At 67.5% G+C, this 13,809-nt stretch carries 8 protein-coding genes; 4 read left to right on the top strand and 4 right to left on the bottom strand.

The annotated features are described in order from the left end of the window. The first annotated feature begins 70 nt into the window (after nt 1-70). The gene (locus tag ACWKSV_RS11985; protein ID WP_076714002.1) at nt 71-1,363 is read left to right on the top strand and encodes an MFS transporter; all 1,293 of its coding nucleotides are present in this window, start codon (nt 71-73) and stop codon (nt 1,361-1,363) included. Here ACWKSV_RS11985 and ACWKSV_RS11990 read toward each other — a convergent pair. Beyond that, the gene (locus ACWKSV_RS11990) at nt 1,321-2,076 is read right to left on the bottom strand and encodes a DeoR/GlpR family DNA-binding transcription regulator (protein ID WP_076714004.1); all 756 of its coding nucleotides are present in this window, start codon (nt 2,074-2,076) and stop codon (nt 1,321-1,323) included. The two genes, ACWKSV_RS11985 and ACWKSV_RS11990, sit on opposite strands and share 43 nt — an antisense overlap. 152 nt (nt 2,077-2,228) lie before the next feature. Beyond that, complete coding sequence (locus ACWKSV_RS11995; protein ID WP_076714006.1) at nt 2,229-5,024, bottom strand: TonB-dependent receptor; 2,796 nt, start codon at nt 5,022-5,024, stop codon at nt 2,229-2,231. Between the two features lie 201 nt (nt 5,025-5,225). Between ACWKSV_RS11995 and ACWKSV_RS12000 the strand changes: the two genes are divergently transcribed. From ACWKSV_RS12000 to ACWKSV_RS12010, 3 genes are all read left to right on the top strand, one after another. Then, nucleotides 5,226-6,449: a histidine-type phosphatase gene (locus tag ACWKSV_RS12000; RefSeq protein ID WP_076714008.1), complete on the top strand. Its 1,224-nt coding sequence runs from the start codon at nt 5,226-5,228 to the stop codon at nt 6,447-6,449. An 87-nt stretch (nt 6,450-6,536) separates the two neighbouring features. Further along, nucleotides 6,537-7,217, top strand: coding sequence for a response regulator transcription factor (locus ACWKSV_RS12005; protein WP_172839598.1), 681 nt, complete (start codon nt 6,537-6,539; stop codon nt 7,215-7,217). Next, nucleotides 7,214-8,581 (top strand): ATP-binding protein, encoded by a 1,368-nt coding sequence (locus ACWKSV_RS12010; protein ID WP_191864646.1) that lies wholly within the window; start codon nt 7,214-7,216, stop codon nt 8,579-8,581. The genes ACWKSV_RS12005 and ACWKSV_RS12010 overlap by 4 nt, the downstream gene beginning before the upstream one ends. Nucleotides 8,582-8,709: 128 nt before the next feature. Here the strand turns inward: ACWKSV_RS12010 and ACWKSV_RS12015 are convergent, their stop codons facing one another. Then, on the bottom strand, nt 8,710-11,118 hold the full coding sequence (locus ACWKSV_RS12015; protein WP_082442251.1) for a TonB-dependent receptor: 2,409 nt from the start codon (nt 11,116-11,118) through the stop codon (nt 8,710-8,712). Nucleotides 11,119-11,227: 109 nt separating this feature from the next. Next, nucleotides 11,228-13,696, bottom strand: coding sequence for a DUF3772 domain-containing protein (locus ACWKSV_RS12020; RefSeq protein ID WP_335695357.1), 2,469 nt, complete (start codon nt 13,694-13,696; stop codon nt 11,228-11,230). Nucleotides 13,697-13,809: the final 113 nt, after the last annotated feature.

The raw sequence follows: 13,809 nt of genomic DNA on the forward strand, positions 1-13,809 counted from the left end.
CCCGTCACATACCGACGCTAGGGAGCCGTCGCTTCCTCCCCAAGCCCCAAGACGGACCGACATCAGCATCATGCGCGAAAGGGACACCGCCCCGCCCGCCCCCGGTTTCTGGACGCTCGCCAGCGTCGAGGGATGGGAGCGTTGTGCGATTCAGGGGGCGAAGTCGCTACTGACCCTGTTCCTGGTCACCGACCTGCTGGTCCACGGCCAGGGGGTGATCGGACTGTCCGCCTTGCGCCACGGGATCGAGGGCGTGACCGGCGCGCATGGCGACATCGCCTTCGCCTCGCAGCTTTACGGCCTGTACGGCGCGCTTACCTATCTGGTCCTGCCGCTGGGCGGCTGGATCGCGGATCGCAGCGGGCAGCGGCGGTTCGCCATGTATGTCGGCGCGGCGCTGATGACGCTGGGACTGCTCGCGCTGGCCAGTCGCAGCTGGGCGCTGCCGGGACTGGCCCTGCTGATCGGCGGGATCGGACTGCTCAAGGGCAATCTGGCCGCCGAGGTTGGGGCGTTGCGAGGACGCGCGGCGGGCGAGCGGCTCTATGCGGCCTATCTCGCGTTCCTGAACGGCGGCGCGTTGTCGGGGCCGCTGATCGGCGGCTGGCTGGCACTGCGGTTCGGCTTTGCCGCCGCCTTTGTCGTGATGGCCGCCAGCATGGTCGCGGCGATGCTGACCCTGCGCACCGCCCCGCCGGTTCGCCTGATCGACGCGCGCGAGGCGGACCGCCACCGCACCGATTGGCCGCGCGTGATCCTCGCCATCATCGCCGTGACATTGTGCTTCTGCGCCTATGAGCAACTCAACAACATGATGCTGCTCTGGGCCGAACAGCGCGTCGACCTGACGCTCGGCACCTTGACGGTCCCGCCAAGCTGGCTGGCGGCGGCGGACGGGCTGTTCACCATCGCGCTGGCGCTGCTCGCCTATCGCCTCTGGCCGCGCCTGCCGCGTGAGCCGGGCCCGGCGATGAAGCTGGCCGCCGGAGGGATGGCGATGGCGATGGCCTATGTCCTGCTTGCCGGGCTGTCCGGGGGCGCAGCGCAGGTCGGGCTGATCGGGCCGGTCTGCGCCATCGCATTGCTGTCGGTCGGGGTGGTCCTGTCCTGGCCCTCGGCGCTGGCGATCGTCGCCGCCGCCGCGCCGCCGTCACGGCGCGGGCTGATGACCGGGCTGTTCTACCTCCACGGCTTCGTCGCGCATCTGGTGGTCGGGCAGTTGGGCACGCTCTATCCGCGCATGGACCTGCCGCATTTCTGGCTGATCCATGCCGGTTTCGGAATCGCGGGCGCTACGATCGCGCTGCTGATCCCGCGGGGTCAGGCGACGACCACCTCCACCCCGGCCAGCGCCTCGGCATAAGCGGGCGACAGGGGCGCGTCGGTCACCAGCATCGCCACCGCATCCAGCGCCGCCACCTGGATGGTGCCGGGCCGGTCGAACTTGCTCTGGTCGGCCGCGATCAGCGTGCGGCGCGAGCGGGCGATCATCATCCGGCACAAGGCCGCCTCGCCCGCATGATAATCGGCGAAACCATGATCGAGATTGACCGACTCGACGGACAAGATCGCCAGCGCGGGCGTGAACATGCTCAGGTACTCGCGCGCGGTGGCATCGAAACAGGCGCGATACTCGTAGTCCATCTCGCCGCCCGCCAGCATGATACGATTGTCGTTGCGCCCGCCCAGCTCGGCGGCGACTCCGACCGCATTGGTCACCACGGTCAGCCCCTGATGATCCCGAAGCGCCCGCGCGACATAATGGCCGGTGGTGCTGGCATCGATATAGATGGCCTGCCCGTCCGCGACGACCTCGGCGACGGCGGCGGCGATCCGCTGCTTGGCCTCGGCATGGCGTTGCAGGCGCGTGGCGAAGGAGCCCTCGGTTTCGACCTTGGCGATCCGCACCGCGCCATGCGCGCGTATGACCGCGCCCGATGCCTCGAGCACCCGCAGCTCGCGCCGCACCGTCTCCTCGGACACCGACAGCGCCTCGGCCAATTCGCCGATCCCGTGGAACCCGCCCTCGGCAAGATACGCCACGATCTCATGCTGGCGGCGTTGGCGTTTCATCATGTCTGGCAGGTCCTCTCTTCGGGATCATGCTAGCGTGTGACCATGTGGTCAGGAACCCCACACAAAATCGCCGACGGCACAAAGATGCGCCGTCGGCGTAGGTGCGCTCCGGCGCCCATGGGGGTGGGCACCGGATCGGGGAGAGGGTAGGATCAGAAGGCGTAGGTCAGGTTGAGCATGTAGATGCGCCCCGTCTCGACATAACCGCCCTTGCGGTCGTTCGAGAGGTACGCCTTGCGCTCGCTGGTCGTCGCCCAATAGCTGTGTTCGTCGAACAGGTTCTGCACCGACGCGCCGATCGTCAAGCCCGAGGGCAGGACATAGTTGACGATCAGGTTCGAGATGGTCGTCGGCTGGATATAGGTGTCCGGACGGCTGGAGCGCAGATCGTACAGGCGGTCGCCGGTATAATTGTAGTTCCACTCCGCCGACAGCGGGCCATGGGCATAGAACAGCGCGGCATTGTACATGATCTTCGGCGCCTGGGTCATGCGCTGGTCGCGCATCTGGCCGTTGACGAAGACCCGCGCCTGCGCGCGCTGCACCGTGACATTGGCCTGGAGACCCAGGCCGTCGAGCAGCCCCGGCAGACCCTTCAGCGAGTAACGGCCGAACAGTTCGACGCCGTAGATCTTGCCCGTGGCGTCGGTGGTCAGCTTCGACACCTCGACCCCGCCCTGCTGTTCCGACTGGGGGGCGCCCCAGATGTTGTAGTCGCCGCTGGCATTGGTGGTGCCGGTCGCGAACAGGACGTGGTTCAGATCCTTGTAGAAGGGGCTGATCGAGAAGAAGTCGGTGCCCTGGCCCTTATATTCGATCGAGGCGTCGTAGTTCCACGAGGTCTGCGCATCGAGGTTCGGATTGGGGATGAACACCCCCGTCACCTCGCCCAGGTCGTTGCGCGTCACCTGCGTCGGCCCGAGCAGCAGGTCGAAAGCGGGCCGCGAATAGCTCTTCCGGATCGAGGCACGGACGACCATCGCATCATTGGGGCGATAATTGGCGATGACGCTCGGCAGCCACTGATCGTAATGGCGGTCGGAGGTCACGAACGCGCCGCTATTGCCCTGCTCCTGGAAATAGGTGCCCTTGAAGCGGTTATATTCGTAGCGGACGCCCGGGACGACCTCCAGGTCGCCGAACCGCAGCGTCGTCATGACATAGCCCGACAGCCGGTTCTCGCGCCCGTCGAGGCGGTTTTCCTTCAGCTTCACCGGGTCCAGTCCGGCGATCTTCGGGCTGGAGAGCTGGCGGACCTGATTCTCGATATAGTCGGTGTCGATAAGGAAGATCGGCACCTGCGCGGCGTTGTTCATGAACCCGCCGAGCAGACGGCCGGGCAGCGAGGTCAGGACCGGGCCGGTCGCGGCATAGCGCGGCGAGTTGCTGCCGTCCGCATTGGGGAAGGTATATTGCAGCGCGCCGTCGTCACCCAGCGCATTGGCATAGCGCTTGGCGTCCTCGACCTTGGCGCCCGCCGAGATCGAGACGAGGCCCTGGTCGGCATGGTGCCAGGTCGTGTCGAACTGACCCTCCAGGCGGCGTTCCCAGGTATTCTCGAACTGCTGGGTGACGTACCACTGCCGCAGCTTGCTGAGGTCGGTCAGATACGCGCGCGCCGCGTCGGTCAGGACGACCTGCGGGAAGGTGCGCTGGCCGATCGAGGTGACCATGCGATAGGCCGCCGTGCCCGTGTTATCGGCGGTGCCGATATAGGGACGGCCCGCAAAGCCCGACTGGATACGCAGCGGATAGTCCTGCGACCCGCGCGAATAGGCGCCGTGATAGTCGAAGGTGAAGTCGCCCGAGCGGGTCTGGCCGCCCAGCTTCGACGTCACCAGCTCCTGGTTGCTGTGCTCGGTGCGGAAATAATGCGTCGCGGTCAGGCCGTAATCGGCGCGATAACCGGCGGCGTCGTACGAACCCTTGTTGGGGTTCGGGTTGATCTGGTCGGGCGCCAGGCTGGTCTGGCGCAGCGCGGTCTGGTCCATCCAGCTCTTGAGATTGTACCGGCCATAGGTGGAGTGCAGGTACAGGTCGGTGCCCTCGCCCTTCCAGTCGAGGTTCAGCGTGCCGCCCATCCGCTCGATACGGTTGCGGAACGACTGCCACTGGGCACCGCGCGCGAACAGATTGTCGAGATTGTCGCGGATCATGCCGGAGATGTTGTTGTTATACTTCTCCCAGTCATGCTGCACGGCCGTCGACTCGCCCAGCACATGCTTCAGGCCGTAATAGGCCGAGGCATAGACGCCGAAATCGCCGAAGCGCTGCGCGGTTTCGACCTGCGCGGTGCCGCCCCAGGGGTCCTGGCGACGCGCATCGGCACGGCCCGCCAGCTGGCCCTGGAGGCGGATCTGGGTGCGGTGGTTGGGCAGGTCGAAGGCGGTGATCGGCACCATGTCGATGATGCCCGCGATCGCGTCGCCGTCGTACTTGGCGGTCGGCGCCTTGTCGACGCGCACCGTCTGCAGCGAGAAGGGCGACAAAAGGTTCATCGAGATGGCGCGGGTGCGCGCATCGGTCTGCGCCAGGCGCACGCCGTCCAGCGAATAGGCGTTGTACGAGGTATCGAGACCGCGGATCGAGACATATTGCGCCTCGCCCGTCGCCGCCGCGTTGCGCGACTGGTCGACCGAGGAGCTGATGCCCGGCAGGCGGGTCAGCAGGTCGGCCAGGTTCTGCTGCGGCTGAAGGCGCAGTTCCTCGCCCGAGACGACGGTGGCCAGCGACTGGCTGCGCAGCTGTTCGTCCTGCGCATCGACCACCGCCTGGCGATGCCCCTTGACCACAACGTCCTCACCGACCTGCGGATCGGCGGCCGCGACCGCCGGCTCGTCCGGCGTTACGATCGGATCGGCGGCGAAAGCCGGTGCGGCAATCAGGAAGGTCGCGGCGGTGCCGCACAACAGGCGCACGACATGCGCCCGCTTGGCCGAAGCGGTCATGGAATTTCCCCTGGATCAATTTGATGGCGACGCCCCCCAGGACGCCTTCGACGGCCCCGCTAGGGATGGCATGTGACAGCGCGATGACTTATTGACCGACTTTTGATGACTTCTAAAAAATCTTGCCATGACGCTGGCCCAGCCTCGCGAAGTCGTGGTCAATGTCACAGTCCTGACCCGAAATCGGTCCAAAGCCGCGCGATGACCGTCCTTTCCCGCCGCCTGATCGCGCCGCTCGCCCTCTATGCCCTGTCCATGCTGGCCGCGCCGGTCGCAGCGCAGGATGTCCCTGCCTCGAAGGGGCTGACGCTCGACCGGGTGGTGGTGCTGATGCGGCATGGCGTCCGCGCGCCGCTGGACGGCGAGGTGCCGCACGGCACGCGCACCGCCAAGCCCTGGCCGGTCTGGACGACGCCCGAAAGCGAGCTGACCCCGCGCGGGGCCGAGGCGCTGGCCGCCGAGGCGCTGGCCGATCGCGCCGCCTGGGTCGCGCACGGCCTGTTGCCGCAGGGCTGCCCCGCGCCGGGCAGCATCCGCATCCGCACCAACAGCTCGTCCCGCACGATCGCCAGCGGGGAGGCCTATGCCAAGGCGCTGACCCCGGGTTGCGCGGTGCCCGTCGCGCATAGCCCGATGGGCCAGGTCGATCCCCTGTTCGAGCCGCTGCGCGCCCGTGCCACCCGTTTCGATGCCAACGCGGCGGTGGCGGATATCAACCGCTTCACCGGCGGCATGGACGCGTTGGCCGCGCGCCACCGTCCGGCACTTCGGCTGCTGGACCAGGTGCTGGGCTGCGGCGATGCCAAGGGCTGCGATCCGGCAGGCCCCGCACGGCTGACGCCTTCGGCCGACGGCCATGGCATCGACCTCACCGGGCCGATCCGCACCGCCTCGGGCACCGCGCAGGTGCTGCTGCTGCAATATGCCGAAGGGCTGTCGCCCTCGGTCGGCGGCGCGCCGGTCGACGGTAAGATGCTGGCACGGCTGGGCACGGTCCATGCCGCGCTGTTCGACGTCTATTCGCGCTCGCCCTATATGGCCGCGCACCAGTCGGCGGCGTTCGGGCGGCACATGATCGACGCGCTGACCGCGAAGGACGACGCAAAGCTGGACATGCTGATCGGGCACGACACCAATGTCACCGCGCTGGCCGCCCTGCTCGGCTTCGATCTGGTCGCGCCGGGCTATGCCGTGAACGATGCCGCGCCGGGCGGAGCGATCCTGATCGAGCGCTGGCATGATGCGAAGGACCGTGCCTTCGTCACCGTCCATTATCGCACCCAGTCGCCCGAAGCGATCCGCGCCCATGCCGCCGCCGTCTCGACACGGTCCGTGACGGTGCGCGGCTGCCCCACCCATGCGCCCTGCCCGCTCGACCGTTTCGTGCGGCTGTTCGGCGAGCGGCTGGCTCCGCTGGCCCAGTGAAATTGGTGGGCTAGGATCGGCAGGGCAGGACTTGCCACCGCGCTTTTGCCCGGTAGGGCGAAGGCGAAGACGGTTTGGAAAGTGACGATGAGCCTGCATTTGCTTCTGGTCGAGGACGACGCCACCTATGCCCATGGCCTCGCCGCCGACCTGATGGGGCTGGGGCACCGGGTCGAACATGTCATCGATGGCCGCTTCGCACTCGCCGTGATCGACCGCGAGCAATATGACGCGGTGATCCTAGACCGGATGATGCCGCGCCTCGACGGGCTGTCGGTGGTCGAGACGCTGCGCGCGCGCGGGATCACCCTGCCCGTCGTCATGCTGACCGCGCTGTCCATGGCGACGGACAAGGTCGACGGGCTGGAAGCGGGTGCGGACGATTATGTCGTCAAGCCGGTCGAGCCGCAGGAACTGGTCGCGCGCATCCAGGCGGTGATCCGAGGCCGCCGCTGGACGGTCAGCGAAACCGACACCATCCGCGCAGGGAACATCGTGGTCAGCCCGACCAGCTTTCGCGCCTGGCGCGGTGGGCAGCCGATCACGCTGGCCAATTTGGAGCTGAAGCTGCTGGCCGAACTGGCACGCCATGCGGGCGAGGTGCTGACCCGCGCCATGCTGATCGAGCGGGTCTGGGGTTATGATTTCGAGCCGGAGACGAATATCGTCGACGTCTATATCCGGCGCCTGCGCATCAAGCTGACCGAGAATGGCGGCGAGGATCCCATCGAAACGGTGCGCGGGATCGGCTATTCGCTGAAACCATGATCAAGCGCGCGATCCGTCGTCTGTCGCTGCGCGGGCTGACCATCGCCGTCCTGGCCCTGTTCCTGATCGCCACGGTCGCCACCGGCATCTCGATCCTGGCCGCCAACCGGGTGACGGTCGCACGCGCGGTCGATCGCCGGATCGAGGCGATCGCCGATCTGGTGCTGGAGCGGGACGCGGGCGAGACGCGGCTCCCCACCCCGCTGCTGCTCGCGCGGATCGCCACCTTGTCGGGGCAGCGCGATACCGGCGATATCGGCCTGTTGCTGCTGGGGGCGGACGGACGGCGGCTGGGCGGCAACATCGCCCCGCGCTCCACCCTGCCGATGGGCCGGTCGGACCTGCGCCAGCGCGACGGGATCATCGGCCTGTCGCATGGCCGGGCACTGGTTCGCGATGCGGGCGAAGGGCGGCGGCTGGCGGTGGTGGCGGAAACCGAACCGTTCGACAGCCACCGCGCGATGCGGACACGTATCTATCTGACCGGGTTCGGCTCGATCATCCTGATCGTGGTCGGCGGCGTCATCGCCTTTTCGATGCTGGTCGGCCGCCGCATCGCCGACCAGCGCGCCACGGTAGAGGCGATCATCGCAGGCAATATCCGTCACCGCGTGCCGGTGACCGGATCGGGCGACGAGTTCGACCGCCAGGCCGCCGCCTTCAACCGGATGCTCGATCGCATCGCCGAACTGATGGACGCGATGCGCAGCCAGTCGAACGACATCGCCCATGACCTGCGCACGCCCCTGTCCAGGCTGCGCGGCCAGTTGGCACGTATGGTCGAGGACGCCCGCGACCCCGCCCAGGCTGAGCGCGCCGGCGCCGCACTGGCCCAGTGCGACGCGCTGCTCGCCATGTTCGCCGCCCTGCTCCGCATCGCCGAGATCGAGGCGGGGCACCGTCAGGCGGGCTTCGCCCCCTTCGACCTGTCCGCGCTGGTCCGCGACACGGGTGCGATGATGATTCCCGTCGCCGAGGATGCGGGCCATTCCCTTAGCATCGCAGTCCATGCCGCGCTTCCGGATTTCGTCGGGGACCGGCAGTTGCTGACCCAGGCGCTGGTCAACCTGATCGGCAATGCGATCAAATATGGCGCGGCGGGCGGCACGATCCGGGTGTCGCTGGACGCGGGCGAGGAGGGCGTGACCCTGAGCATCGCCGATAACGGCCCCGGCATCGCGCCCGAGGATCGTGCCCATGCGCTGAGCCGCTTCGGACGGCTCGACACCGCGCGGGGGGCGGCGGGGGGCCATGGCCTGGGTCTTCCGCTGGTCGAAGCGATCGCACGACTGCATCGCGGGCGGCTGGAACTGGGCGATGCCGCGCCGGGGCTGGTGGTGTCGCTGATCCTGCCCGGTCGATAATATGAAACGAATAAGATCAATTCACCCCTCCCCGGAAGGGGAGGGGCTCGCAGTGAGCCCATGCAGGGGCAACAACAAAAAAGGGCCACCCCGAAGGGCGGCCCTGAAGTCGGGTATCCGGGTCGGGATCAGAAGCGAACCGTGCCCTCCAGGCCGATGGTGCGCGGCGGGTTGAAGTTGCCATAGTCGCCCAGCGTCGCGGCATTGGCGGCCGAGCGGCGATAGACGAAGCTGTTGTTGAGCAGATTGCGGCTCCACAGCGACAGGGTCATCTTCGTGCCGCCCTCGGTCAGCGGCAGGTCGGCCAGTGCGATGCGGCCGTTCATCACGAAGGTCTTGTCGGTGCGCGTCGTCTCGTTCTGGAAGCTATAGGCCGGGTCGGCATAGTTGGCGTCCAGGTGGAAACGGACCTTGGCCTCCGAACCCGCAAGCGGCACCTCGTAATCGGCATAGGCCGAGGCGGCGTTGCGCGGCGTATAGACCACGAACACCTGGGTCAGCGCGTTGCCCAGGAACGGGTTCGGCGTCAGCGGCACGTTGGTGTAGGTGTAGGCGTAGGATGCGCCGACCGTCATCCCCTCGATCGGGCTGGTCGTGATGTCGGCCTCGACCCCGCGAATCTTGGACGTGCCCGGCGCGTTGCGGGTTTCCTCGGTGTGCAGGTTGTAGGTCGGGCTGGCCGGGTTGGTGTCGACATTGTCGAAGTCGATCTGGGTGCCGGTGCGGTCCATGATATAGCCCGCCAGGTTCAGGCGGACGCGCTTGTCGAACAGGTCCATCTTCGACCCGATCTCATAGGACTTGACCGCTTCGGCACCGAACGACGCGAAGGTCTGCGACCGGTCATTGGCACCGCCCGCGCGGTAGCCGGTCGAATATTTCGCATAGAGATGGACCGTGTCGGTCGCGTCGAACGCCGCCGTCACCATCGGATCGAACCGGCTGTTGTCGAAGGTGAAGGGGAAGTTGGTCGACTTGCCCTGCACCAGGTACAGCGTGCCGTTGCGCTTGTCGTGGGTGTAGCGGCCGCCCAGCGTCAGGTGGAAGGCATCGAAGCCCGCCGGGGTATAGGTCGCCTGCGCGAAGGCCGCATAGCTATAGGCGCGGGCGAAGCTGCCGCGCTGGAAGAAGAACGAACCCGGCGCCCAGCCCTGGTTGCCCGAACCGATGGTGCCCAGCGCGGTCTGCGACAGGATGGTGTAGCCGGTGCCGTCCGCATTCCACTGGTTGGTCGACGGGGTCGCCGCCTGCTCGCGGGCGTTTTCGGTGAAGTAGAACAGGCCTGCCACGTAATCGAGCTGCGGCAGGCTGCCGACCGCCTGGAATTCCTGGCTGAACTGGTGCTGCTGCATGAAGGACAGGCTGTAGCGGCTGAACTTGCCGTTGGGCAGGAACACGGTGCGGTGCGCGCCGCCCGAATTGTCCCACTGGTCGGTCGACACGCCGCGCCATGCGGTGATCGAGCGCAGCTCCAGGCCCGGCGCCACGTCATAGTTCAGCTTGGCCGAGAAGCCGTGGGTACGGTCGACGCTGTACTGCTGCGGCACGCCGATATCGGCGGTCTTCATGCGATCGTCGCCCGACACGACGACCAGAGGCGACAGCGGCGCGATGGTGCCGGAGGGCAGCTTGCCGCCATTGGCGTTGATCTGCGCGATGGTCGCGACCGGCAGGCCGCGCGGGTTGTAGTTCAGCAACTGGCTGTAGAAGGGCGAGTTCTCGTCCTTGGCCTGATCATAGGACAGCTCGGCCGAGAAACCGTCGACCGGCTTCCACACGGCGGCGACATGGCCGCCCACGCGGTTGTACGCGCCCCAGCCCACGCTGCCCGGCAGCGGGTTCTTCACGAACGGGTTCTGGTGCTGGATCACGCCGTCCAGCTTGATCGAGATATTGTTGAACTCGGGCAGATTGACGTGCGCGGCGGTATTGTACGCACCATAATTGCCGAAGCCCGCGGTCAGCGAGCCGCCGAACTTGCCGGTCGGCCTGGCGGTGACGATCGACAGCGCGCCGCCCTCGGTGTTGCGGCCGAACAGCGTGCCCTGCGGCCCGCGCAGCACTTCGACGCGCTCGATGTCGAACAGCGCGGCGTTCAGGCCCTGCGAACGGCCCAGATACACGCCGTCGAAATAGACGCCGACGCCGGTGTCGCGCGCGGTCTGGTTCTGGTCGAACGGCACGATGCCGCGGATACCGACGGTCAGCGCCGACTGGCGCGCCTCGAAGGTGGCGACGCGGAGCGACGGCACGGTGCCGTCGGCCAGGTCGAGCAGGCTCTGGACGTGACGGTCCTTCAACACGGTCGGGTCGATGACCGAGATGGCGATCGGCGTCTTCTGAAGGCTGGTCTCGCGCTTGGTCGCGGTGACGACGATGTCCTTCAGCTCACCCGAATCGGTGGCGGGATCGGTCGCCGCGGCGGCGGGGGCCGGATCGGCGGCAGGCTTGGTGTCGGCGGCGAAAGCAGGCGTGGCGGCGAGTGCCAGAAGCGCGGAACCGCCCAGCAGCGCGGCGCGAACGAAATTGGTGTTCATGGTGGTTATTATCCCTATCCCCCGATCGACCTTCCGGTCGTCGCTGGCCGCGCGGATAGGGATGCTGCAAGAAGCTGGTGTTACCTTTCTATGACCAATGCCAACTTGTTCATTTCATCTTGGTTTCATCTTGGCCTGGCGGCGCAGGCGCAGCCGGGCTGGCCGTCCCGCCATGGCGCACCAGTTCCATCTTCTGCGGCAGGGTGCCGATCTCGATATCCTTGTCCCGGAGCGCCGCGAGCAACGCGAACAGCACCGCGCTGCGCGTGCCATAGGCCGCGCGCGGGCTTTCGACATGGGCGAAGCAGTTGAAATGAATGCGCCCGTCGACGATCGAGTCGATGAACGCCTTGGGCGCCGGATCGGCCAGCACCGCCTCCTCGGCGGTGAAACAGTCGAGCACGATGCCCCGGACCATATCCGCATCCGTCTCGATCGGGACCGAGAACTGGATCTGGACGCGCCCCAGCGGCCCGGCGAGCGTCTTGTTGAGCACCGATTTGGTGATTAGCTCGGAATTGGGGACGATCAGCGTCGAATGGTCGGCCAGTTCGATCTCGGTCGAGCGCACGCTGATCCGCTTGACGTCGCCCTCGTCGGTGCCGACCCGGATCAGGTCGCCGATCTTGATCGGCCGTTCGGCCAGCAGGATCAGGCCGGAGACGAAATTCTGGGTGATCGCCTGAAGGCCGAAGCCGATGCCGACCGACAAGGCGGACAGCAGAAGCGCGATCCGCTCCACCCCGATGCCCAGCGATGCCAGCGCCCAGATCACCGCCAGCGCGATGCCGATATAGCGCGCGACGAGGCTGACCGAGTTGCGCCCCGACCCGTCCAGATCGGTCGCGGGCAGATAGCGTTGCTCCAGCCAGCGCATGAACAGGCGCACCAGCCCCAGCCCGACAAACAGCACCACCAGCCCGCGCAGGATCGCACCGGGCGAGATCCAGACATTGCCGATCTTGACCCCGTCGGCGACGCTGGTGATCTGGTCGAACACCGCCCCCGGATCGCCGCTCGCCCCGAACGGCTGGAGCAGCACACCCAGGGTCAGCAGCACCAGCACCAGCCGGATCATGCCCGACAGGACCAGCCCGAACTGGTCGATCATGCTGCCGCGCACGCCCAGCGCGCGGGTCAGGGTCACGCCGACCTTGCTGTCGCGTACGAAGACCGAGGTCGCGATATCGTCGGCGGCCACCAGCATTAGATAGAGCGCCGAGCCGAGCAGCACCGTCCACCCGATCATCAGCGCGACGAACCAGCTGAACCAGATATAGCCGACCAGCAGCGCCAGCCCGGCCACGCCGACCGCGATCCAGGCGATGAGCGTCGCGACGCTCAGTCCCGCACTGACCCCGGCATGGGTCGCGGCATCCTCCTGCGCGACGCGGCGGGCACGCAACTGGCCCAGCACCACCAGGGTCGCGACGATCAGCAACAGGTGAAGCAGCGCCTCGACCGCCTGGCTGGCGATCACCGCGCTGCGGCTGCTGCCGATCGCGCCCTCGAACGACATCACCATCGTGGTAATGAAGGTCAGCAGGGTCAGGCCCCAGGACAAAGGCCGCAGCCGCTGCGCCGTTTCATTGTCGAGCGGCGCGATCCGCCACGAGGGCTGGCTGCGCATCAGGACCGCGCCGGTCACCGCCGCGGTGAATCCCGCCACGCCCGAGGCGAAGACGAAACCGTCGAGGAAACTCGTCCAGCGTTGCGGCAACAACCCCGCCCAGCGCAGCCCCTGGACGAAGACGAAGGCGGCGGCGAGCGGGCAGAGCGTGCCCACCGCCACCCGCCAGAAGGTATAGGCCGAGCGCCGCACCCGGCTGGGCGGCGCCTCGGCGATCAGGCGGCGCTGCGCCAGCCGGTGTCCGCCCAGCCGTACCGGGCCGATCAGGATGACCGCCAAGGCAAAGCCCAGCAGCGCCTGCCACGGGATGCCGCCGCGCCATTGCTGCGCGATCTGTTCGCCGCCTTGTTTCAGGAACAGCCCGACCCGCCGCCAGTCGCGCGGGGCCTGTTCCAGCACGATGGTCCAGAAGGCGGGGCTCAGCGGCGACGGCGCCTTGGACGACAATTTCTCGTTGAACTGCGCGGCCTTGCTCTGGTCGATCTCGTCGACCAGCTGCCCCGCCTCGACCCCCGCCAGCCGCCCGCGCTTGATCGCCGCGTCGATGGTCGAGCGCAGCAGCGACAGGGCCTTGCGCTGCGCGACCAGCTCGGGGGCCTCCGCCTCACCGGGCGTCGGCGTGCCCAGCCCGGTGATCCGCGCATTCACCAGCGCCAGCTGCTCGGTGAGGTCGGACACCGCCTGGTCGGTCGAGTCCTTGGCGCCCTGCGCCCGGTCGCGCAGTTCGCGCCGGTCGTCATCATCGACCTTGGAGTCGAGCGCCCGGTCGACCGCGCGCACCTCGGCCTCGGCCTCGGCGATACGGGTGGCGGAGGCCGCCGCCGGATTGCCCTGCGCCGACACCGGCATGCCCGTTCCGACCAGCCCGACCATGATGCAGGCCAGGACTAGGAAGCGCAGGACAGCGGAGGGCGCGGGACAGGACAGCGTAAAAGAGGACCGGGACATGGGGCATGCTCATAACCCCCCGCCGCCGGTCAGGCGAGAGGCTGACGGTTCCTCCATCCCATTCGGCCCATCCCGGACATTTGCCAGTTGATCCGAAATCGTGTGTATCGGGG

Source organism: Sphingomonas sp. SphC10 (assembly GCF_057004845.1).

Coding starts and splice junctions, on each gene's coding strand:
- ACWKSV_RS11985 (WP_076714002.1), top strand. CDS start 71: ATGCGCGAAAGGGACACCGCCCCGCCCGCCCCCGGTTTCTGGACGCTC.
- ACWKSV_RS11990 (WP_076714004.1), bottom strand. CDS start 2,076: ATGATGAAACGCCAACGCCGCCAGCATGAGATCGTGGCGTATCTTGCC.
- ACWKSV_RS11995 (WP_076714006.1), bottom strand. CDS start 5,024: ATGACCGCTTCGGCCAAGCGGGCGCATGTCGTGCGCCTGTTGTGCGGC.
- ACWKSV_RS12000 (WP_076714008.1), top strand. CDS start 5,226: ATGACCGTCCTTTCCCGCCGCCTGATCGCGCCGCTCGCCCTCTATGCC.
- ACWKSV_RS12005 (WP_172839598.1), top strand. CDS start 6,537: ATGAGCCTGCATTTGCTTCTGGTCGAGGACGACGCCACCTATGCCCAT.
- ACWKSV_RS12010 (WP_191864646.1), top strand. CDS start 7,214: ATGATCAAGCGCGCGATCCGTCGTCTGTCGCTGCGCGGGCTGACCATC.
- ACWKSV_RS12015 (WP_082442251.1), bottom strand. CDS start 11,118: ATGAACACCAATTTCGTTCGCGCCGCGCTGCTGGGCGGTTCCGCGCTT.
- ACWKSV_RS12020 (WP_335695357.1), bottom strand. CDS start 13,696: ATGTCCCGGTCCTCTTTTACGCTGTCCTGTCCCGCGCCCTCCGCTGTC.